Genomic DNA, 22,002 nt, shown 5'->3' on the forward strand with positions numbered 1-22,002 from the left:
CCATGAAAAAATTTAGCGTAGCAGGCAAGATTTTAAATCGGCCGATCACCGTTATTATGATCACCCTGGTTGTTATCGGTTTTGGTGCGTTTTCGTTGTCAAATCTGAAAATAACCCTTTATCCATCATTCAATATCCCCATACTTGCGGTACAAACCAACTACAGCAATGTAGCTCCGGAAGACATGCAGAAACTGGTTGTAGAACCGATAGAAGGAGCTATTTCGGCCATTGAGGGTATCGACACAATGGAAGGAGACATCAGTAAGGGAAGCGCTTTTATTGTATTGGAGCTACAAAATGGCGTAAATATCCGGAACATTGAATTGAAAGTCCGGGAAGCCATATCGCGCATACGAAATGAATTGCCGGAAGAAGCATCTGAGCCTGTCATCTTCCAGTTCGACCCGGAAAACTTTCCCATTATGCGCCTAAGCCTCGATGCCGAAAACCGGGGGCTGGATGAACTGCGTCGCCTTGGCGTAGAGTTTATTGAGCCCCGCATTGAACGACTCGATGGGGTAGCATCCGCCGATACTCGGGGAGGGCTTCAGCGCCAAATTTATGTACATGTGGATCCGATATCTCTTGCCCAGCACCGCATGGTGCCCAGTGATATTGAGCAAGCGCTACGCTCCAATAACGTCCAGGTACCCATGGGTAATATCATAGCTGATAAAAATAGCTATAGCTTGGTGGCTCAATCGATGTATCAGGATGTGGATCAAATTCGGCAGACCATTATTAAGATGACGGACTCCGGTGTCCCCATCCGGGTTAAAGATGTGGCAAAGGTTGAAGATAACTTTGCCGAAGTTACGACGCTCGTAGAAATTAATGGCAAAAACAGTGTTACGCTGGAAGTCCAAAAGAAATCGGATGCCAACACCCTGGATGTAGCTAACGCCGTGCTGGCAGAACTCCCGACGATTAATAATAACCTGCCACCCGGAGTCAATCTGCAGATTCGCACAAATGACGGGGAGAACATTGAAAACTCTATTTCCAATTTAACGCAATCGGCGTTGGCAGCCTTAGTTGTTGTTATTATCGTACTTCTCATTTTTATGGGCGGCTGGCGTATTGCACTGGTCGTAGCAGCCTCTATTCCTGTTTCCGTGACGGCCAGCTTTGCGGGCATGTATGCTGCAGGACTTACCCTGAACATCCTTACCATCACGGCCTTAGCGCTTGCCATTGGCCTGCTTGTGGATAACGCTATCGTTGTTGCTGAAAGTATTGCACGGAAGCTGGAAGCAAATATCCCAAAGATGCAGGCGGCCCTGGAAGGCACCAACGAAGTGATTGGGGCCCTCTTAGGAGCCACCCTTACAACGCTGGGGGTTTTTATACCCATTGTTGGGATCTCAGGAGTGCAGGGACAGTTCTTTGCTCAGTTTGCCCTTACCATCAGTATCGCGATCAGTATTTCTTTTATCGCTTCCATCATTCTGGTTCCTGTGCTGTCGCTGTTACTGTTGGATAAAAAGGAATTCCAACGGCACAGCGGCTCGTTCAAAGCCATCCACAAATTAGAGGAATGGTATTCGCAGTCACTTCGTTGGTTTATGTTCCGCAAATGGATTGTCTTGGTTTTTGTCATTTTTCTGCTGGGTGGTACATACGGACTTTATAACACATTAGAGTTTCAGTTTTTTACCGAATCAGACTCTGGACAGGTTTCTATGGAAGTGGAGCTGCCTTCTGGAACCAAGCTGGTTCGTACTGCAGAGGCTATTCGTAGCATTGGCCACGAAATCCAACAAAAAGACCCTGTGTCATCGGTCATTACAACCATTGGCCGACAACGCTTTAACAGCCGTTCAAATATCGGTGAGATTACCGTGAATCTCGTTGACCAAGGTAACCGAGATGTTACTACTAATGAATTTTCGGCCCAGCTTAGGCGGGAACTTTCGGAACCGGGAGTCGAGTTAAACTTCCGGGGTGGTGGTGGATTCGGTGGCTTCAGCAGTGGAATAAGGCTTAGTCTGGTCGGTCCTGACATTGAAGTGTTACAAGCCATCTCTGACCGTATTGAACAAAAGATGCTCAGTGACGAGAATGTCATTTCGGTGGATAACGGCCGTACTGACCCTACCCCAGAGCTGCAATTTCATGTAGATCGGCAGCGGATTAACCGGATGGGAAGCTCATTAAATGAGGTAGCCACCTCTCTCAAAACCCAGGTACAGGGAACGCGTGTAGGATATCTGCGTCAGGAAGGCCGTGAAGTTCCTATTATGGTTCAGGCTCAGAAAGCAGCGCTGACCAGTCGAGACGAGCTCTTCGATCTTGAGCTCATAGAGGTTGACAGCCAGCGCGTTCCTGTAGCAGCTCTTGGCCATTTTGAAAGTGTAGAAGGTGTTAATGAAATCCAGCGACGGGACCGAGAAACCGTGCTCGATGTAAACATACAACTGGCCGGGAATGCTAACGAGTACCGGCAGGATATCATTAATTTTATCCAGCAGGAAGTCGTGCTGCCGGAAGGATATCGCTATGAGTTTACAGGGGGAACCAGTGATGCAGATGAAGGGAGCAGCGAAGTTATGTGGTCGCTCCTTTTTGCAATTGCGCTTACCTATATGATTATGGCTTCCCTGTTTGAGAACTTCCGCGATCCTTTTGTAATCTGGTTCTCAATTCCATTGGCCTTCTTCGGGGCATTAGTGGGCCTCTGGATGACCCTGACTCCTCTTACTGCTACTGCCTTCATCGGTATGTTCATGCTGGTAGGCATTATTGTCAATAATGGTATCGTTCTGGTAGATTATATGCATCTTTACACTGCCGATAACAGCGAATCATCTTCCCTGCTCGATAATGTTATTGAAGCCTGTAAACGACGCATGCGGCCCATACTGCTTACCGCCTTAACCACTATCTGTTCTATGGTTCCGCTCTCGTTGGGTATTGGAACGGGAGCAGAAATTTGGGCTCCGTTAGCCCGATCGGTAATTGGTGGGCTTTTCTTTGGTTCAATTCTTACCCTCTATGTGGTCCCAATCTTTGTGATGGGAATAAGCAAAACAAGGCGTAAAGCAATACAACAAGAAAAATCCTGAATCTGTACCTAAATAACGTCAGTTCTATATAAGAGAGATAAGCTTTAAAAATCCCCCCCCTCGAGGGGAGTGCCGGGCAGCAGGTTCAATGGCACATAGACTTTTTTAAAAGAGTTTCTCTCCCTGCCGGGTAGGGAGAAATCAAAAGAGGGTCAACACTACTTCTTGACCCATCCTAAATCCTTCCCTATGAATAGGGAAGGACTTGAAAAGCCTATTTGATACCTGTTTTAATCCCTCAACAATAGCTCTTCTCCTGATTTTTTTAGGGGAAAACAAAGCCATTTATTGCTTTCAATTCCTGATCCCGAATTCATGTTTAAATAACACTAAAGAATAAAAATACCAGCAGACAAAAGATTAAAAGGCCTGAATAATGCCAGATGGGTGTTTGGGCATTATCCTTATGTCGTTCAACGGCAGATTTATATACAACGGGCATCTCTTTTTGGCTAAGAGCCTGTTTACAATGGCTACAGTATGTGAAAGCTTTTTTGCCAATAGAAAATAACGGAATCCAAAAACAATGAACATAACGCGAGGTGAAATCCAAGTAGGTCGTATTCACCTGCCCACAGTGTGTGCACTCTTGATCTTTGAGAAGTTCGTTATGTACTGACTTTCCTTTTACCCCGAAAAAAAATATCATAACGCTTTATTAGGTTTAAATTGATAGCGGTTGCTTAATCTTTTAGTCCTGCTCATATTAAGAATCTACTCAGCAAGTTCAGGCAGAAAAGAAATGTCCATGTAGTATGTCTCCGGATCATCCTTTTCTATGAAAACCGTAATACGATCCCGGTCAATATAGTCTGTTGGATCAAACCATAGGTTATTGCTTCTAAAAACATGTATTTGAGAAGTAGATGGATCCTGCCACTGTGTAATGAGCTGAAACGGATGCCGGCCATTTACTGAATAAGATTCATTAAGCTCAATCCTTTGAAATTTAGTTTTAATGGGATATCCATTATTTCGTAGCTGTTCGTCCTTTCTTCCTTTTACGATAGGAACAATTACCAAGGCCGCACCAACTAAGAAAAATATAAGTCCAAGCCCACCTACTATTAATATGCCACCCCAAAGCGAAAAGAAGCCATTTATTTTGGCCTGCCTCGGTTCGCCGAGAAGATATAATACTTCTACACGCTCTCCTCTGGAATAGCTTGGTGGATTGCTACTTGTTCTTGATACAAACTCGATAGATTCTCCCTCCTGAGTCAAGAATTCTACCACTGGACTATAGGTTCGGGAATCACTTGACCTGTTCACAACAAGATCAACAACGGTCCCTTCCGCAGTAATTGCTTTTTCAAGAAAAGCAGTATTACTATTATACCAGAAGAAAGCACCGACCAGCAGTCCCAGTCCAACTAAAGAAAAAACATACTTTACTATTTTCACGATTTATCTACTCTATTTTTTGTAATAGCCTATAAACAATCTAAAACAAAGCCTGTACCGACTACTTCTGGAGTTCGGGATGACAATATTTTGAGCCCCTGAGGCTAAGCGTCAGGGAACTCTTTAATCAAATTTGTTGCCCAAAGGTAATAGCTCCCTTGCACTTATACAATATTACTTCTTTAAGTAAAAACCCATCTCAACGTTCCGGTATTATTGAAGTGCATGGGTAAATAAGTTATATAATCAGGATGGAGATTTTGTCGAAAAAGATTGTATATTTATGACGAAATACTAAAAGAGATTTTTAAAATTTAAATTATGATATTATGAGTAAGTCAAAAGATTTTACGCTTGGATTATTATCAGGGGCACTGGTTGGATCAGTCATCGCTTTGCTCTATGCACCAGACAAAGGAAGTAATACCCGCGATATTCTATCTTACAGACTAAGTACCTACCTGGATGAATTAACGGATCTTATCGATAAGCTATCCGAAGAAAAGGCCTCCATTTCGGAAGCTAAACGAAAAGGAGACTTAGTTGTTGAAGATGCGCGAAAACGAGCAGAAGATCTGATTCATGAGGCAGAAGACCTCTTGGGTTCTATAGAAGAAACCAAAAAGAATGTTGCCAACTCTTCTGAGTAAAGAGTTTGTCAATTAGTTCTAAAAGGCTTCCAACAGGGAGCCTTTTAGACTTATCTGTTTCTCTTTTACCTCTCTGCTCTTTTTGTCTTTTCCGGAACCTCATTCTTTTGGGCTAAAGCTATAATATCCTGAAAGCTATATTTTGGTGTTGCCCCAAACTGCGAAGCCACACTGGCCCCGCTGGCATTTGCCAGTATTAACACTTCCCGAACATCCTTACCCATCCGCAATCCTTTTAATAGTGTGGCCAAGAAGGCATCCCCCGCCCCTACCGTATCTTTAACCTCAGCCTGGAAACCAGCATGTTCGGCCCATTGCCCTTGATGATATAATGAGGCCCCTTTACAGCCTTTGGTAACGGTTACCGTTTCACATTTAAATATTTGAGCAACCTTCTCGATTGCCAACTGTTCTTTTTGTGGAAGGTCAAACCAATCGATAAGCTGCCCAAGCTCGGTCTCATTCACCTTTAGAATGTCGGTAGCTTTTAGCGCATATTCAATTGATTTACGATCATAAAAAGGTTCCCGCAGGTTTATATCACATACTTTCAAAATACGATCGTTTCTAAGGAGAGTTTTAATAGTTTGGCGGGATTTTCTGTGCCGTAGCGCCAAGCTCCCAAAAACCAGTGCCCAGGCATGTTCAACCTCTTGCTCTACTTGCTCTGTCAGTTCGATATGATCCCAGGCTACAGGATCCATAAACTGATATTCTGCGTGTCCTTTTTTATCTAACTGTACTTCAACAAAACCGGTTTCAAGCTCTTGGTCCCATTGGATAAGATCGGTAGCAAGCTGCTTATGTGTAATTCTCCGCATCGCTTCTTTGCCTAACCGATCATTGCCAATACGGCTTATCATCTTAACATCTTCTCCTAACTGCTGAAGGTGACAACTAACATTTAAAGGGGCACCGCCGAGAAATAAGCCCATCGGCAAGGCATCCCACAAAATTTCTCCAATGCATAATATTCGAGTTTCATCTTCCATATCTAACTGCTCACTTTGTATTCTTTATCAAATTCTGCATCAGCCGGCAACAGCTCTTTTTCTAACTCTTCAAGGGTCTTATTTTTGGTTTCCGGCATCAGCTTCCAGACAAATAACAACTGCAATACCATCATTCCGGCAAAAAAGACGAAGATCGTTCCACCTGAAAATGCGCTTAATACCGATGGGGTCACCAGTGTAATGATGGCAGCACACACCCAGTGTGTACCGGAGCCCAGAGACATGCCGTAATCACGAACCGAGTTGGGAAATATTTCGGAGATAAATACCCAAATCACAGCCCCTTGTCCTATGGCATGCGATGCAATAAAAGCACTGATAAAAACCACCACGAATGAGCCTTCTGCTCCGGTAGAAAAGGTCCAGGCTACCCCTAATAAAGATAAAATATAGCCAACCGATCCAGTATACATTAACTTTTTTCGACCTACTTTGTCGATCAGGTACATGCCTAACAACGTAAAGACAAGGTTGAAAATACCTATAGGCACCGAGGCTCCTAACACATCTCCTGCGGCCAAACCGGCTTTCTCAAAAATCCGCGGGGCATAGTATAATACAAAATTGATACCCGAGAACTGATTGAAGAAAGCAATCAGGAACGCCAAGATAATAGGTAAACGATATTTATTAGAAAAAAACGTGCTTGTAGATGACTGATCTACAGAAACTTTTATTTCCTGGAGCAGCTTTTCAATATTCTTTTTGGGATTCAGCTGCTTCAGAATAGTCTTGGCTGACTGCTCATCCTTTTTCCGCAGTGCCAACCACCGGGGACTTTCGGGAACGCCCAAAACCAATAACGCATAGATTGCCGCAGGAATGGCCTCAACACCCAACATCCAACGCCAGGCATTTGCATCAAAATAGGTTCCAATCAAATAATTTGAGATATAGGCCAGCAGGATGCCCAGTACAATATTGAACTGATAAGATGCGACTAATCGCCCCCGACTATTCGCTGGAGTAATCTCAGAAATATAAATCGGAGCCGCTACCGAAGAAGCACCAACCCCCAGTCCGCCGATAAATCTTGAGATGGAAAAAATATAGGGATCCGGTGCCAGGGCAGAACCCAAAGCCGATAATAAATACAAGATTCCAATCCAAAAGAGCGTTGGCCTTCGACCAAATCGATCACAGGGGATACCCCCAAAAAGAGCACCAATAACCGTCCCCCAAAGCGCCATCGACATAATAAAGGTGCCATGAAACAGATCGCTCATTTCCCATAGCTCCTGGATAGGACGGTCCGCTCCGGAAATCACAATGGTGTCGAAGCCAAATAAAAACCCTGCCAGCGATGCAACAATGGCTGACAGTAGTATAGATCTTGTTTTAAACATAACTTTTTATTGTGAATTGTTAGCTTTATTCCAAACCGATTTTAAATTTCTAAATTCTAACTGATTGATCTGTACAGATCCACCGTTGCTAAAAAATTCAATCCGGTTGGATGATGAATCCGGGAAAATCCGGTCCGTAATGACCCTTTCTCCATCATTTGCAAATACTTCTACCGATGAACGGTCTACTAAAATCTCTAAGATAATTTGCTCATTTTCTGCCTTTAGTGGAGCTGCTTGTATCCGGTTGGCAAACTTTTCGTGAAAACTAACCGATCCGGATTTGTTGCGATCTACGAAAAGCTGCTCTTCTGATGCATCATAGCCGATAATCGTTTCTTCTTGTTCGTCTTTTCGTACTTTAAACCCAAACTGATCGGCGTCACCTACTGAAATATCGGCTTTTAGCTTATAGGCTTTACCCTGCAATGCTTTATGAGTGAAGGGCTCGCCTGCCGACACCGATAGATCGTTCCACTCCCGGTGATCTTTATACAAACTCTCAACCTCTTGGATCGGATGTTGATATAAGCGCAGGTCATTTGTCAATCCAAGTTCACGGGGTATGGTCATGGCTCCTCTCCACGGCTTGGTGGGAATATCACCGGCATATTGCCAGTTATTCATCCAGGCCAGCCAAATACGCCGGTTATCCGGAACATTAGAGAATGACTGAACGGCATAGAAATCCTTGCCATAATCGACCCAGTTCGTTTCGCCTTTGGTCGCTTCGCTTTCGGTAAATGTGGATCCGTCAAAGTGGCCCACAAAATACTGTCCACCAGAACCACCCGCTACCGAACCGGGATTAAGATCTACCTGCAGGACCCATTTTGATTCTTCACTGCCATCCACCGGTAATTCAAATAAGTCGGGACATTCCCAAATGCCTTCAGTACCCCCGGCCGGACCGAACTCGCTTTCCAGCTCCCAATCAATCAAATTGGATGAGCTGTAAAAACGTACTTTGTATTCGGTTGGCAGCGCCACAACCATTATCCACTTCTGGGTCTGGTCATGCCAGATTACTTTGGGATCCCGGAAGTCTTTCATATCCTCATCAATCACGGGGTTGCCTTCGTATTTGGTCCACGTGCGGCCATTATCCGTGCTGTAAGCGATACGCTGATCTTGTTTGGGATTATCTTCATCTGTGTGATGGCCGGTATAAATGGCTACCATCGGCGGATTATCTTCAGATCCCAATCCAGAAGTATTTTGCTTATCGACCACAGCGCTACCGGAAAAAATCATGACTCCGTCCTCCTCGGGCAGGGCTACGTCCAGCTCTTCCCAGTGCATCAAGTCCGTACTGACGGCATGCCCCCAGCTCATGTGTCCCCATTGATCGCCAAACGGATTATACTGGTAAAACAGGTGATACTCCCCTTCATGATACACTAATCCGTTAGGGTCATTAATCCAGTTTTCTTTTGGGGTGAAGTGGAATTGCGGACGGTATGGCTCATCATAAGCTGCAGTTTGTGGTTCGGCCTCTATATCCTGTTCTTGCTCAACTTTTTGACACGAAACGAATAAAAAGCCAGACAACAAGAATGTGCTAACAAGAAGAGTATATTTCATAACATCTAAAAATTATTTTTTTATAGGTAAAGTTTGCTTCCGCGGATAGTCAAAGCCCTTCTATGGTGTTGTCACTGTTATATTGGATATATTGGCCTTACTGTTGTCAGAAAAAATACCCCAGTGATTCCCTGGAGCACTGTAGATTCTGGTACTTAATGCCACATGATTATCTATATACACCACTACCATGGAATTTTCAATGACAATTCTGATATTATAATTAGTATCAGGTGACAGCTGTATGGGGACATCATTAGTCGGCTCTGTGGTTGTGACAAGTTGATCTCTGGGCTTCTTATCAACCCTAAATACGCCTTGATCGGGCAGTAGTCTTAGACTGACAAAATCATTCGTTCCATCACAGGCTCCTACTAAAAATCCGAAGTCGCCTGATGTCTGCCTATAAGAAAAAGTAGCATCGATTTGATAGCGTTCAGCCTCCACAGGCTCAAATATCACACTGCTAATCTCACTCTCTTTTCCACTGATAAGCTGGTAATTATGAGACTCTTGGCCTGTATTTTGTACATTGCCATATGTACTATTCTCTTCTATTGTGTAATCTTGAGTCTCCACAAATGATTCCAATGTATGGGGGATAGTGACAGCCAGATCACCATTTTCTTTTTGATATAATTTATGCGCCACTAAGTTTCCACCCCAAAGAGGAGATCCCGAATCCGAATGATTCTCGTTGACATAAGTCCAGCCCAAAATATATCTGTCATAGTCATCGGCTGCTGTTTTCGCAGCATAGATTCCATTCCCAACAATTCTCTCATTGCCATCCGGTTTGTGCCATGGACCATGAATGGACGAACTTTTCCGATATACAACATGTCTTGAGTCGATGTCCGAGAATAACAAGTAATAGGTATCACCCATCTTAAAAATTTCAGGTGTCTCCAGCATAAAGAAATTATCAGGACCTCCATCGTATAGGACACCCTCATAATCCCATGTGACCAGATCTGAAGAAGAATATTGAGCAATAACCCCTTTCCAAGTGCCATTTACATCTTTTCGTGCACTCACTATCATATAATACTGTTCACTTCCGCTGTCATAATAGATATATGGATCTCTGAAATTATCTTGTTCGTCAAAGCCCTGACCCGTGGGGGCATGAATAGTAGCAAAGGTACTATCTTTTGAGAATGCCTGGTCAAGACTTCCGGATGTAGCCAGCATTACGCCTTCCTTTTTTGAAACACAATCGGATGGATAATTGGGATTATGTCCGGTATAAAAAGCATAATACGTATCTCCCTTTTGGATAATATCTCCTGTTCCCAGGGCATAATCCTGATCACAGCCCTCGCTGCTTGAACCCAAAATTTCACCCGCCGATATTTGCTGGTAGTCATAAAAATTTTCGGTTGTAAAACCATACCAGGGATGGCGTTCATGAGTGGCATCATTCCATATATCTTTTAAATAATAAATATAGAATGTTCCACTTTGGGAATCATAGTATGGCATTACGTCCCCAATCCTTGCATCGGTATTCCTTTTATATAAGGTATAGCCTGTCTCCTCAGTTTGGGTCTCGCACTGAAGGGGCTCTGATTTCTCATCCGTATCCCGATCAGACAGGTTTGGGTCTCCCAGTTGACAGCTTATCGTCAAAAATGACCATAAGCCTATCAACCATAAGCCTATCAACGGAATCAATCTATGAACCTTAGGTTGTGAGCTAACCATTAGTTCCAGCCGTAATTTTGCTCATACAACCCATTGCTGAAATCAATTTGTTGCTGTGGAATCGGCCAGTACTCATCCCTGTTTTCCTGGAAATGAGCATCCTGCAAATAGCTTCGTTTCGTTTTTTCTTCTTCGAAGTAGGTATTCAAAACATCAGCTGCAATACCCCAGCGTACCAGGTCGAAAAAACGAGAGCCTTCCATCGCAAATTCAAGGCGTCGCTCCCATCGCAGAGCCTCTCGGGCATTCTCTTGGGTCCACTGGATATTAACGCCGGGCTCATAGGTTTCAATGCCATAATTGGATACATATTCACCGTCGGCATTCCGCAGTCGTTCCCTGCTGTTTTGGGCTCGCTCTCGTATCTGATTGATGATCGGCAGTGCTTCACCCTGTCGGCCCAATTCGATGAGTGCTTCTGCCTTCCATAACAGCACATCCGCATACCGTATAATGATGGTATTTTTGGAGCTCGCGAAAAATGGTCCCACTGCTTTAAGACTGGGACTATCCGGATGTTGGGTTTCCTTCATCGTGGAATAATAGCCATAGACGGATGGAGTTCGTGCCCAACCTTCCTGGTACACAAAGTTGGGATCATACTTAAAGGGGTGCGTCGGGATGCCCACGGTGTGATCCAGTCGGGGATCAACAGAGTTCTCTTGAAATTCAGCGGGTTCATTCATGTCAGCATTATTAAAGCTGTCAAACATGGGTAAGCCGCTGTCATCTGTTTTGAAAGCGTTAACCAAATTTTGACTTGGGATATGAAACCAGCAGCAGCCATAATCGGAGGCCATGTTGTAATTAAGTCCGTTAGCCATATCCAGCCGCCCGTTAGGGGTGCCGTCATCAATGGAATTTTGAACCGCAAAGACCGATTCCTCTCCATTTTCAAACTCCCACAGAAAGTTTTTGGCGAAATCATCGTGCAGCGCATATTGACCAGAATTGATGACTTCGCTGGTTAAATCAAACACATCCTGCAGCCTTTCAGTATTGATATTCACCACATTATGCTGCTCATCCTGTTCATATGCCTGATATAACCGGACTTTAGCCAAGTAAGCTTTGGCGGTATAGGTATTTGGCCTACCTACGTCCTGCTGACTTTCGGGCAAATTTTCGGCCGCAAAGGCAAAGTCTTCGGCAATTTTATTCCAGAGTTCGTCATTTGAGTATCGCCGGTTGGAAACGGTAGCTAAGCTATCTTCCGGAATCGTTTCATTGATATAGGGAACACGTTTGAACAATTTCTTTAGCACAAAATGAAAATGTCCTCGCAAAAAACGCATCTCCGCCTGCCTGCGGGTTTTCAAGGCAAACTCACCTTCCTCCAGGTTGTTTAACCTCGACAAAGCATCATTGGTACGAGAAATACCAACATACAGTTCATACCAAATAGCGTCTGCTCGGCCGATATCCGGAGTCACAAAAGAAAACTGTTCGTACTGATTGACTTCTGCCACATCACCAGTTCCGCCGCCCCCCTTATAAGCATCATCCGAACGAACACTGCCGGAGGACCATAAGTTGCTGTACGGGGCCGTCCAGTGATCATTTCCCAGTGAGGCATAAGCCACCGTCACCATCTGATCTGTACGTTCGGGAGTATTTAGTTGTTCACCACTCACGGTTCCTTTCGGATTACTATTCAGGAAACTGTCGGAGCAAGATGAAAGTGTGGCTAAAACTGCTAATCCAACTATAATTAAATTAAACCGTTTCATAATAAAATCCTTTTTGTAGTTAAAATGACACATTTAAGCCGAGCGTTAAGGTTAATGGACGGGGATAAGCGTTGGCGGGATTTTCAGGGTCTGTGGCTGTAAACTGATCTGCTCCGCTGTTATCCTTAATGGTGTAAAGGTTCTCCCCCTGCATATAAACATTCACATTGCGTAACCCTACAGACTCTAATGCGTCGGATGGAACGGAATAGCTAACTTTTGCGGTCCGCAATTTCAGATAAGAGCCATCCTCTATGTAATAGGTTGAGGGGCGGCTTTCGGAATTGTTATCCGAAAGTGAGACCGCTGGTATTCTTGAATCGCTATTTTGCGGAGTCCAGGCATCCAGGGTGCGGGCTCCGAAGTTAGCCCCGGACCATTGTCCCACAAAGTCAGTTCTAAACTTCATATCGTTATACACCTCAATGCCCTGAACGCCCTGGAAGAACAGATCCAGCGTAATGTTTTTATATCCCAGGCTGGTATTTAGTCCGTATTCAAAATCCGGGCTTGCTACGCCTATATATTTTTGATCCAGCGAGTTGATGGTGCCGTCACCGTTTAAATCCTTGTAGCGGATTCTTCCAGTGGCTTTGCCCGGCTGCACGGCATGCTCCTCCACTTCTTGTTCGCTTTGAAAGAGTCCGTCGGCCACATAGCCGAAGAGCGAAAACTGTGATCGTCCCAGTATGTTCTTCTCCGAATTACCGGGATAGGAATCTACGACAGATTCCGGAAGGTGCGTTATTTTATCCGAGTATGCTCCCACATTGCCGGAAATAGTATAGCTGAAGTCCCCGGTATTATCCCGGTAGCTCAGTACGATCTCATAACCAGATGTTTCCGTTGATGCCCCGTTCAACCAGCGGCTGCCACCATCACCGACAACACCAATAAAAGCCGGCTGGATTAGTATGTCTTCGGTATTCCGTACGAAATAATCAAAAGATCCGGTGATCTTATCTTCCAGTATGCCGAAATCGACTCCAGCGTTTATTTCAGCGGTTTCCTCCCACTTAAGATTAGGATTTCCGGTCTGGGTAGCCACATATCCGGATGGTAGCGTACCACTATCACTTCCGCCAATGTCATAGGCGGTACCATCGCTGGTCGCCCATGTTTTATCATCCCCATAGTTGGCGCGATACAACGGATAGGCGGCATAATTGGCAATCTCCTGATTACCGACTCTTCCCCATCCAGCCCGCAGTTTTAGTTGAGAAATAAATCCAATATTCTTTCTGAAAAAAGACTCATTAGCTAATCGCCAACCCGCAGAAAAAGCCGGAAATAATCCATATTGCTGATCCTGGCCAAAACGGGAAGAGCCATCATATCTTAAGGTAGCTGAAGCCAAGTATCTATCTGAATAGGCATAATCTATCTTACCGAAATAGGAAAATAAATTAAAGCCTGTGTCATTCCCCGAGTTAACTCTTCTGCCTGTGGCCGCATCATGCGTGAAATAGTCATTCTCTTCGATGGCAAACTCTTCGCTATAGGCAGTAAAAGTGCTAAATGCATTTTTAGTGGCTTCTATACCTCCCAGCAGTGTGATATTGTGGTCATTGATGTTCAACGCATAATTCAACGTATTGGACCACGTCCAGTTGATATTATGATTTTGCGCTGTATTGAGTGAATTGATATCTCGGCTTAAAAATCCACTTTGGTAGGTCCGGGTAATATTCCGGAAATAGGCATCCTCATAGTCGATTCCAAAATTACTGCGCAACCTCAGGTTTTCTACAATTTCCAGGTCGGCGAAGACGTTGCCGAATAAAATAAGCGCATGGTTTTTATCCCACCTGTTGTGCTGGATAAGCCGCACTGGATTATCCCGATCAGAAAACCCAGCGCCCGAAGGACCGGCCCAGCCTCCACCTTCAGTATAGACCGGCAGTATGGGTTGAGCTATTAAACCCAGCCACATCGGGGTTCCGCCCAATCCGCTGGGAACCGGTGTTTCTTTGGTTTTAGAAAGCTGTACATTGCCTCCCAATTTCAGGCGATTGTCAAAAAAGTTATAGTCTGAATTGATGCGCCCGGAGATACGGTTGAAATCATTTTCCTTGATAATTCCGGCATTGTCATGATAGCTCAGGGACAAGACGACTCCGCCCCTGTCATTACCGGATGAAACTGAAATATTGTTGGAAGAAATCATTCCCCTTCTTGAAATTTGATCATACCAATCCGTATCGGCCGATCGAATTCCGGCTTCCTGATCTACCCATTCCGGAACGATGACTTCGTCGAGTACTGCTTCTCCATTTTCTTCATGCCACTCATAGTCATACAGTGAAATAACAGAGGGATCTACATTGTCATTGATAGCTGCCTGCCACAATACTTGTCCACGCTGCCGGGTGTTCAAGACATCCAGCTTCGTTACATAGTTTTGCATTGAAATATTGCTATTAAAGTCCACTTTAACATCAGAGCCCGCTCCTTTTGTAGTAATAACGATAACTCCATTCGAAGCGCGTGCTCCATAAATTGAGCTTGCCGCAGCATCCTTAAGAACCTGTATAGACTCGATTTCATTGGGATTTAACTGCTGATATGCTGCTGTTTTGGTAGGAACCCCATCAATAACAAAAAGCGGGTCGTTGTTGCCCAGTGTGTTGACTCCACGTATCCGGATGGTTGCATTTCCGTTAGGAGCCCCATCTGTTGTCACTGATAAGCCAGGAATCTTACCTTGTAACGATTTCATCGCATTGCTGGTAGGAGCCGACTGGATATCATCCACATTAGCTACTGAAACTGATCCAGTCAGATCTGCCTTTTGCTGCGTTTGATATCCCGTCACGACCAACTCTTCGCCGACAAGCGCTTCCGATACCATCGCCACATCAATTTGCGAACGTCCGTTGATTGGTACTTCTCGTGTTTTATACCCAATAAATGAAAAAATGAGGGTATCATTGGCTGATGGAACCGTAAGTTGATAAGCCCCCTGCGCATCGGTAGAGGTGCCTATGGTCGTCCCTTTTACCGAAATATTCACACCCGGTAAAATCATACCATCTTTTTCATCTGTTACCTTGCCCTGCACTACTTGTTCACTACTTTGCGCGGATTGCACAAACTTTGCTACCGATACCCTCACATTAATCATGAGCCCTACTATAAGTATGAAAAGAAGTGTTATATTTTTTTTCATAAGCTTTTCCCTTTTATCTCCTAAGATTGCCAATCTCCCAAAACCTCTTCAGCTGTATTGATATACATTTCGGATATTTATCTCTAAGCATAGTAGTTATCTCGAACTACATTCAAATATTTAAAGGTTTTATTCGTGCCAAGGAGACTGTATTTACATTTCTATGTAATCGTTTACATCGATAATGTAACGAATTATGCAAATAATTGTCAAATTATTTAATATTATTCCGCAAATAATGTATACGTTTACATAAGAACCTAAAATTATTTCCAGAAATAACAAGACAGATATAAATAACTACTAATCCCTCGCGTGGTTAATGAGTCCAAAAAGGATATAGTCTTCAAATGGAATAATTACGTACTGGCTTCGCCCAGGAAGGCGTTTGTTTGTACCGCCCCCTCATGATCGCTTGGGAGATGACAAGCTGATTTCCTCCAGCGGTGGGACGACTTCCATCGCCACTTGGAGTAGTGAACCTTGAGAAATGTGGCGGTACAGTGAGGGATTTAGGCTTAAACTCAACACCCGCTAACACTTAATTACCACAGGAGGCTCTCACTATAAGCTCCGGATTTAGTACGATATCCGAAGTATTACGTGAAGGATTAGAAAGACGTTTTAATAGAAGCTCAGCTGCTGATACACCCAATTCATAGCCTGGCTGCCGTACGGCGGTAAGAGGTGGGTTTAATGCTTTTGACCAGGGCATATCATCAAAACCGATTAGAGCAATTTCACCGGGAATATTAATTCCCTGTGTGTTTAATTCTTCCAGACATCCGAGGGTCATCAAGTTGTTGATAGAAAAAATAGCGGTAGGTCGTTCTTTAAGTTCCAGCAACTGTTTTGTGCTTTTAATGCCTCCCTCCTCCCTGGAATCCGCATAGAGTATTAATTCATCGACTAATGAAATATCATAGTCTTCAAGAGCCTGCTTATATCCCTCAAAGCGTTCTACTGTTGTAGAAAGCTCTTCAAGTCCATTAATGATAGCAATTCTTTGATGACCTAATTTTATGAGTCGCTCAACGGCACGATAGGCTCCCTGCTTGTTATTTACAGTTACACTATCAACATTTATGTCTCCAATATTAAGTTTACGATCTACACAAACTACGGGATATTCATCGTTTATTATCTCTGTTATGAGTTTGTTATTATGGGTTGTCGGTACTAAAATGAATCCTGATACCTGCTCAGCAATAAGTGCTTCCAAATAAAATTTTTCCTTGGCTTTGTCTTCATTTGAATTGCATACCATCACGGCATTCTTATTTTGATATGCTATGTCTTCAACCCCCCTTGCAATTTCTGAAAAAAAGGGATTTTCAAGATCCGTTACGATCAAACCGATGATCATTGAATGTTTCCGCTTGCCCCGCAATCGTTGGGCTACCCTACTGGGACGATAATTTAGTTCTTTTGCAGCCTCTAATACCCTCTGTGAAGTCTGCTCATTTACTTTGGCAGATTTATTAAAAACTCTCGAAACAGTAGCTGTCGAAACTTCAGCTAATTTTGCGACGTCTTCTACTGTATAATTGTTTTTCTTACCCATCTATGCATTTCTATTTTTAATTTTCCATAAAACTATTGTTAATACTGAAGAAAACGTAGCAATTATGAATAATTTTTTACAGATTTAATTTCTTAAAGGAATATTATTCCTAAATCTTAAACTAATCCTGATACTATTATGGCTTACAAATTTGAGATATATGAAGATAAAGGCGGAAAGTTTCGGTTTAACTTCGTTGCTCCCAATGGGGAAACAATGTTCTCCAGCCAGGGATATGCATCAAAGAGTTCATTAAAAAATTCTATTGAATCCATCCAAGAAAACGTGCCGGGCGCAGACGTGACCGAACGCGAAGACGATTAACGCTATTACATAAATAATTTCAGCATAAAAAAAGCGCCCGACTTTAACATCGGGCGCTTTTTCTTTATATCTATTTATGAGAAAAGTTACGACTCATCTTCTTCTGCCTCAGCAGTTTCTGCTGTTTGAGCTCCTTCTGTAGGCTCGCCGGCGCCACTAAGCTGTTCAAAGACTTTTGCTACTTCTTGCTCATCTTCATCCAGCTCTTGTTTTCTGCCGACGATAAGATCGTCGTACTTACGCAATCCGGTACCTGCAGGTACTTTATGTCCAACAATGACATTTTCTTTCAGTCCAAGCAGGTGATCCTTCTTGGCTTCAATTGATGCCTGTGTCAGTACCTTTGTGGTTTCCTGGAAGGATGCAGCCGATAACCAGCTTTCTGTTGACAAGGCCGCACGTGTAATTCCGAGCAAGATCGGCTTCGAGATAGCCGGCTCTGCTTCACGTGTTTCAATTTCTTCTTCGCCTGCTCTAATAAGCTCGTTATTAAGATCACGAACTTCACGACGATCAAGAATGGTGCCCTGCTTCAGATCACTTCCACCGGTTTCAGTGACAACATATTTACCAATCAGCTCATCATTTCTGTTATTGAGCTCAAATCGGTCAACTTTGTCCCCTTCAAGGAACATCGTATCACCGGAATCGGTAACTTCTACTTTCTGCATCATAGTGCGTACGATCGTTTCAATGTGCTTGTCATTGATCTGTACACCCTGCAGTCGGTAAACCTCCTGGATTTCATTAACGAGATACGATTGTACCGCAAATGGTCCGAGAATATTAAGGATTTCTTCAGCCGGGATAGTACCATCAGAAAGCTGCTGACCAGCTTCCACATAATCATTCTCCTGTACAAGAATGTGCTTAGACAAGGAGATAAGATAAGTCTTCTCGGTCTGACCATCCTTACTTTCTACAATGACCTCTTGCTTACCACGCTTACGTCCGCCCATACTAACGATACCGTCAATTTCGGATACAGCAGCAGGATCACTTGGTGAACGAGCCTCAAAAAGCTCCGTTACACGCGGCAGACCCGCTGTAATATCTTTCGATTGCCCCGTAGTTCGAGGAATCTTGGCAAGCACTTTTCCTGCCGATACATCCTCACCGTCTTCAATAACGATGTGCGTATCAACGGGCAATGTTTTCTCACGGATACGATCATCACTGCCTTTAACCAACAGCGTTGGTACCAGCGAGCGATCCTTAGAATCGATAACAACTTTTTCACGGTGACCGGTTTGGGAATCCGTCTCTTCAGAGAAGGTAATATCTTCGAGGATATCTTTGTATTCAACCGTACCGTCGATTTCCGCGTAAATATTCGCATTATAAGGGTCCCAGCTACAAATAGGCACTCCTTTTGGAATTTCATCGCCTTCTTCAACCAGCAGCTCAGATCCATAAGGGATATTGTACGTCGTCAGTACTTTGCCCTCTTCATCAACAATCTTGATTTCTCCGGCACGGCTCAATACCACATCGTGGATCTCTTCGCCATCGTCATATTCAACGACCCGGATATTTTCAAATTCAATTGTGCCTTCGAACTTCGCCTTGTGTTGCGATTCAGACTCCATGCGAGAAGCTGTACCCCCTACGTGGAATGTTCGAAGCGTAAGCTGAGTACCTGGCTCACCAATGGATTGAGCTGCAATAACACCCACAGCCTCACCAACCTGAACCATCGTACCACGCGACAAGTCGCGACCGTAACATTTAGAACATACACCACGTTCGGTTTCGCAAGTAAGCACCGATCGAATTTCAACTTCCTCGATGGATGTCTCTGCAATACTTTTTGCAACATTTTCATCGATCATCTGGTTTGCTTCACAGATTAGCTCATCATTCAGCGGATCGTAAATATCGTGCAGTGATACACGACCTAAAATACGATCTTCCAGACTTTCGATAACGTCTTCATTGTCCTTCAGAGCTTTCATCTTAATTCCGCGAAGCGTTCCACAGTCTTTCTCATTGATAATAATATCCTGAGAAACATCTACCAGACGACGCGTCAAATAACCAGCATCAGCCGTTTTAAGAGCGGTATCAGCCAGCCCCTTACGAGCACCGTGTGTTGAAATAAAGTATTCAAGAACCGTCAATCCCTCCTTAAAAGAAGAAAGAATGGGATTCTCAATAACCTCATTACCTTCCTGCATGGAACTCTTTTGAGGCTTAGCCATCAGTCCACGCATACCACCAAGCTGGCGAATCTGTTCTTTCGAACCACGAGCACCGGAATCAGCCATCATAAATACCGGGTTAAACCCTTCCCGGTCGGCTGTCAGTGCACTGAAAAGCGACTCAGAAACACGATTGGTCGTGCTGGTCCATTTGTCAATAACCTGATTGTATCGCTCATTATCGGTAATGAAACCCATTTCGTAGCGGTCGGTTATTTCAGCTACTTCATTCTGGGCGTTCTGGATAAGTTTTTCTTTCTCATCCGGGATAACAATATCCTCAAGGCTAAACGAAAGCCCACCTGTAGTTGCCTGCTCGAAACCTAATTTCTTCATTTCATCAAGGAATTCGGCAGTTCGGGCTGTACCCACTTTGTAATGGATATCACTAATCAGCGAACGCAGCTCTTTCTTGCCAAGCGTTCTATTGATATAGCCCATCTCCGGTGGGAGAATACGGTTAAAGATAACCCGACCGGTAGTGGTCTTTATAATTTCATGTCCTTCCTCATCTTCTTTTGGAATCCGGAGGTTAATCTTGGCATGCATATCGAGACGATCTCGATCGTACGCAATCAAAACCTCATCGGCATTGGCGAACGTTTTACCTTCGCCCTTCTGATCTCCGGCCATCTTGGTCAGATAGTAAATACCCAAGACCATATCCTGTGATGGTACCGCAATAGGTCCACCATTTGCAGGGCTCAATATGTTATGTGATCCGAGCATTAAGACCGAAGCCTCTAAGACCGCATCGTGACTTAAAGGGACGTGAACGGCCATCTGGTCACCATCAAAGTCAGCGTTAAAAGCTGTACAAGATAGTGGGTGCAGGCGTACGGCCTTTTCCTCAATAAGAACCGGCTGGTAAGCTTGTATACCCAAACGGTGAAGCGTTGGAGCACGGTTCAGCATAATTGGATGTCCGTCAATGACATTCTCAAGGACTTCCCAAACGACCTGATCGCGTCGGTCAACAACCTTCTTTGCCGACTTAACCGTTTTCACATATCCACGCTCAATCAATCGGCGGATAATAAATGGCTTGTACAGCTCCACAGCCATTTCTTTCGGCAAGCCGCACTCGTGGAGCTTCAGTTCCGGACCTACCACAATTACAGAACGACCGGAATAGTCAACACGCTTACCCAGCAAGTTCTGACGGAATCGACCGCTCTTTCCTTTCAGCATATCGCTGAGAGACTTCAGAGGACGGTTATTATTCCGTACAGCGTTGGATTTACGTGAGTTGTCATAAAGCGAATCGACCGCTTCCTGAAGCATCCGCTTTTCATTACGGAGAATCACATCCGGAGCCTTGATATCAATCAATCGCTTTAACCGGTTGTTCCGGATGATAACACGACGATACAAGTCATTAAGGTCAGATGTTGCAAATCGACCACCCTCCAGTGGTACCAGTGGACGCAGTTCCGGTGGAATGACCGGAATAACACTTTGCACCATCCATTCGGGACGATTCTCAGTGTGCTGGTTTGCTGCACGGAAAGATTCAATAACCTGCAGTCGCTTCAGTTTTTTCTTCTTACGCATCTGCGATGTTTCATTGCGCGCTTCGTATCGCAGTCGGTAAGCCAGCGAATCCAGATCCAGTGTAGCCAGCAGTTCTTCGATAGCATCCGCCCCTTCTTTGGCACGGAATTTATCGGCATCTTCATCATCCATCTCCCACTGATCTTCGGGCAACTGTTCCTGGATATCGTAATACTCTTCTTCGGATATCAGGTCGCCTTTCTTGTAACCAAGATCACGGGCAACACCGGGATTCATAATGACATAGGTCTCGTAATAAACAATCTTCTCAAGATTTTTGGAAGAATATCCGAGCAAATATGCCAGTTTATTGGGTAATGACTTAAAGTACCAGATATGAACAACGGGCACCGTCAGGGAAATGTGTCCCATACGTTCACGGCGTACCGCTTTTCTGGTTACCTCAACACCACAACGATCACAAATAATCCCTTTGTAACGGATTCGCTTGTATTTACCACAATGGCATTCATAATCTTTAACCGGACCAAAAATCTTTTCACAGAAAAGACCGTCCATTTCCGGTTTAAAGGTACGATAGTTAATTGTTTCGGGCGTTAAGACTTCGCCATGCGACCGGGAGAGAATAGTCTCCGGGGACGCAAGAGAAATTCCAATGTTATCGAAGTCTTTCGAAACTGTTAATGTGTTAGTAGTCGGCAAGGAAGTACCTCCGGATTGACTTTAT

At 44.1% G+C, this 22,002-nt stretch carries 13 protein-coding genes; 3 read left to right on the top strand and 10 right to left on the bottom strand.

Translation table 11 applies throughout. The features are described 5' to 3' along the window. Positions 1-2: 2 nt before the first annotated feature. Positions 3-3,068, top strand: coding sequence for an efflux RND transporter permease subunit (locus tag J6I44_RS13500; RefSeq protein WP_265766676.1), 3,066 nt, complete (start codon positions 3-5; stop codon positions 3,066-3,068). 319 nt (positions 3,069-3,387) lie between these two features. Here the strand turns inward: J6I44_RS13500 and J6I44_RS20915 are convergent, their stop codons facing one another. Further along, entirely contained in the window at positions 3,388-3,717 is a 330-nt protein-coding gene (locus tag J6I44_RS20915; protein WP_350356705.1) for a zinc-ribbon domain-containing protein, read from the bottom strand. Between the two features lie 65 nt (positions 3,718-3,782). Next, on the bottom strand, positions 3,783-4,472 hold the full coding sequence (locus J6I44_RS13505) for a DUF3592 domain-containing protein (RefSeq protein WP_265766677.1): 690 nt from the start codon (positions 4,470-4,472) through the stop codon (positions 3,783-3,785). Between the two features lie 329 nt (positions 4,473-4,801). On the opposite strand from J6I44_RS13505, the gene J6I44_RS13510 reads away from it, so the two are divergent. Continuing rightward, the gene (locus tag J6I44_RS13510) at positions 4,802-5,122 is read left to right on the top strand and encodes a YtxH domain-containing protein (RefSeq protein WP_265766678.1); all 321 of its coding nucleotides are present in this window, start codon (positions 4,802-4,804) and stop codon (positions 5,120-5,122) included. Between the two features lie 65 nt (positions 5,123-5,187). Here the strand turns inward: J6I44_RS13510 and J6I44_RS13515 are convergent, their stop codons facing one another. The 7 genes from J6I44_RS13515 to J6I44_RS13545 form a co-directional block, all read right to left on the bottom strand. Beyond that, positions 5,188-6,114: a carbohydrate kinase family protein gene (locus J6I44_RS13515; protein WP_265766679.1), complete on the bottom strand. Its 927-nt coding sequence runs from the start codon at positions 6,112-6,114 to the stop codon at positions 5,188-5,190. A 2-nt stretch (positions 6,115-6,116) separates the two neighbouring features. Continuing rightward, positions 6,117-7,481, bottom strand: a complete 1,365-nt coding sequence (locus tag J6I44_RS13520; protein ID WP_265766680.1) for a sugar porter family MFS transporter — start codon at positions 7,479-7,481, stop codon at positions 6,117-6,119. Positions 7,482-7,487: 6 nt separating this feature from the next. Next, positions 7,488-9,065 carry a glycoside hydrolase family 32 protein gene (locus J6I44_RS13525; RefSeq protein WP_265766681.1) on the bottom strand — a complete coding sequence of 526 codons (1,578 nt, stop codon included), beginning with the start codon at positions 9,063-9,065 and terminating at the stop codon, positions 7,488-7,490. 60 nt (positions 9,066-9,125) lie between these two features. Further along, on the bottom strand, positions 9,126-10,697 hold the full coding sequence (locus J6I44_RS13530; protein ID WP_265766682.1) for a glycoside hydrolase family 32 protein: 1,572 nt from the start codon (positions 10,695-10,697) through the stop codon (positions 9,126-9,128). A 74-nt stretch (positions 10,698-10,771) separates the two neighbouring features. Then, the gene (locus J6I44_RS13535; protein WP_265766683.1) at positions 10,772-12,502 is read right to left on the bottom strand and encodes a RagB/SusD family nutrient uptake outer membrane protein; all 1,731 of its coding nucleotides are present in this window, start codon (positions 12,500-12,502) and stop codon (positions 10,772-10,774) included. A 19-nt stretch (positions 12,503-12,521) separates the two neighbouring features. Next, positions 12,522-15,671 (bottom strand): SusC/RagA family TonB-linked outer membrane protein, encoded by a 3,150-nt coding sequence (locus J6I44_RS13540; protein ID WP_265766684.1) that lies wholly within the window; start codon positions 15,669-15,671, stop codon positions 12,522-12,524. A gap of 541 nt (positions 15,672-16,212) precedes the next feature. Continuing rightward, entirely contained in the window at positions 16,213-17,235 is a 1,023-nt protein-coding gene (locus tag J6I44_RS13545) for a LacI family DNA-binding transcriptional regulator (protein ID WP_265766685.1), read from the bottom strand. A 138-nt stretch (positions 17,236-17,373) separates the two neighbouring features. Here J6I44_RS13545 and J6I44_RS13550 point away from each other — a divergent pair, with 138 nt between their 5' ends. Then, entirely contained in the window at positions 17,374-17,559 is a 186-nt protein-coding gene (locus J6I44_RS13550; RefSeq protein WP_265766686.1) for a YegP family protein, read from the top strand. 86 nt (positions 17,560-17,645) lie between these two features. Here J6I44_RS13550 and rpoC read toward each other — a convergent pair whose 3' ends face one another. Then, positions 17,646-21,977 (bottom strand): DNA-directed RNA polymerase subunit beta', encoded by a 4,332-nt coding sequence (rpoC, locus tag J6I44_RS13555; RefSeq protein ID WP_265766687.1) that lies wholly within the window; start codon positions 21,975-21,977, stop codon positions 17,646-17,648. Positions 21,978-22,002: the final 25 nt, after the last annotated feature.

Source organism: Fodinibius salsisoli, assembly GCF_026229185.1.
Classification (GTDB): Bacteria; Bacteroidota; Rhodothermia; order Balneolales; family Balneolaceae; genus Fodinibius; species Fodinibius salsisoli.

Excerpts from the sequence above, each read along its gene's own strand:
- J6I44_RS13500 (WP_265766676.1), top strand. The coding sequence starts at position 3 with ATGAAAAAATTTAGCGTAGCAGGCAAGATTTTAAATCGGCCGATCACC.
- J6I44_RS20915 (WP_350356705.1), bottom strand. The coding sequence starts at position 3,717 with ATGATATTTTTTTTCGGGGTAAAAGGAAAGTCAGTACATAACGAACTT.
- J6I44_RS13510 (WP_265766678.1), top strand. The coding sequence starts at position 4,802 with ATGAGTAAGTCAAAAGATTTTACGCTTGGATTATTATCAGGGGCACTG.
- J6I44_RS13515 (WP_265766679.1), bottom strand. The coding sequence starts at position 6,114 with ATGGAAGATGAAACTCGAATATTATGCATTGGAGAAATTTTGTGGGAT.
- J6I44_RS13520 (WP_265766680.1), bottom strand. The coding sequence starts at position 7,481 with ATGTTTAAAACAAGATCTATACTACTGTCAGCCATTGTTGCATCGCTG.
- J6I44_RS13525 (WP_265766681.1), bottom strand. The coding sequence starts at position 9,065 with ATGAAATATACTCTTCTTGTTAGCACATTCTTGTTGTCTGGCTTTTTA.
- J6I44_RS13535 (WP_265766683.1), bottom strand. The coding sequence starts at position 12,502 with ATGAAACGGTTTAATTTAATTATAGTTGGATTAGCAGTTTTAGCCACA.
- J6I44_RS13540 (WP_265766684.1), bottom strand. The coding sequence starts at position 15,671 with ATGAAAAAAAATATAACACTTCTTTTCATACTTATAGTAGGGCTCATG.
- J6I44_RS13545 (WP_265766685.1), bottom strand. The coding sequence starts at position 17,235 with ATGGGTAAGAAAAACAATTATACAGTAGAAGACGTCGCAAAATTAGCT.
- J6I44_RS13550 (WP_265766686.1), top strand. The coding sequence starts at position 17,374 with ATGGCTTACAAATTTGAGATATATGAAGATAAAGGCGGAAAGTTTCGG.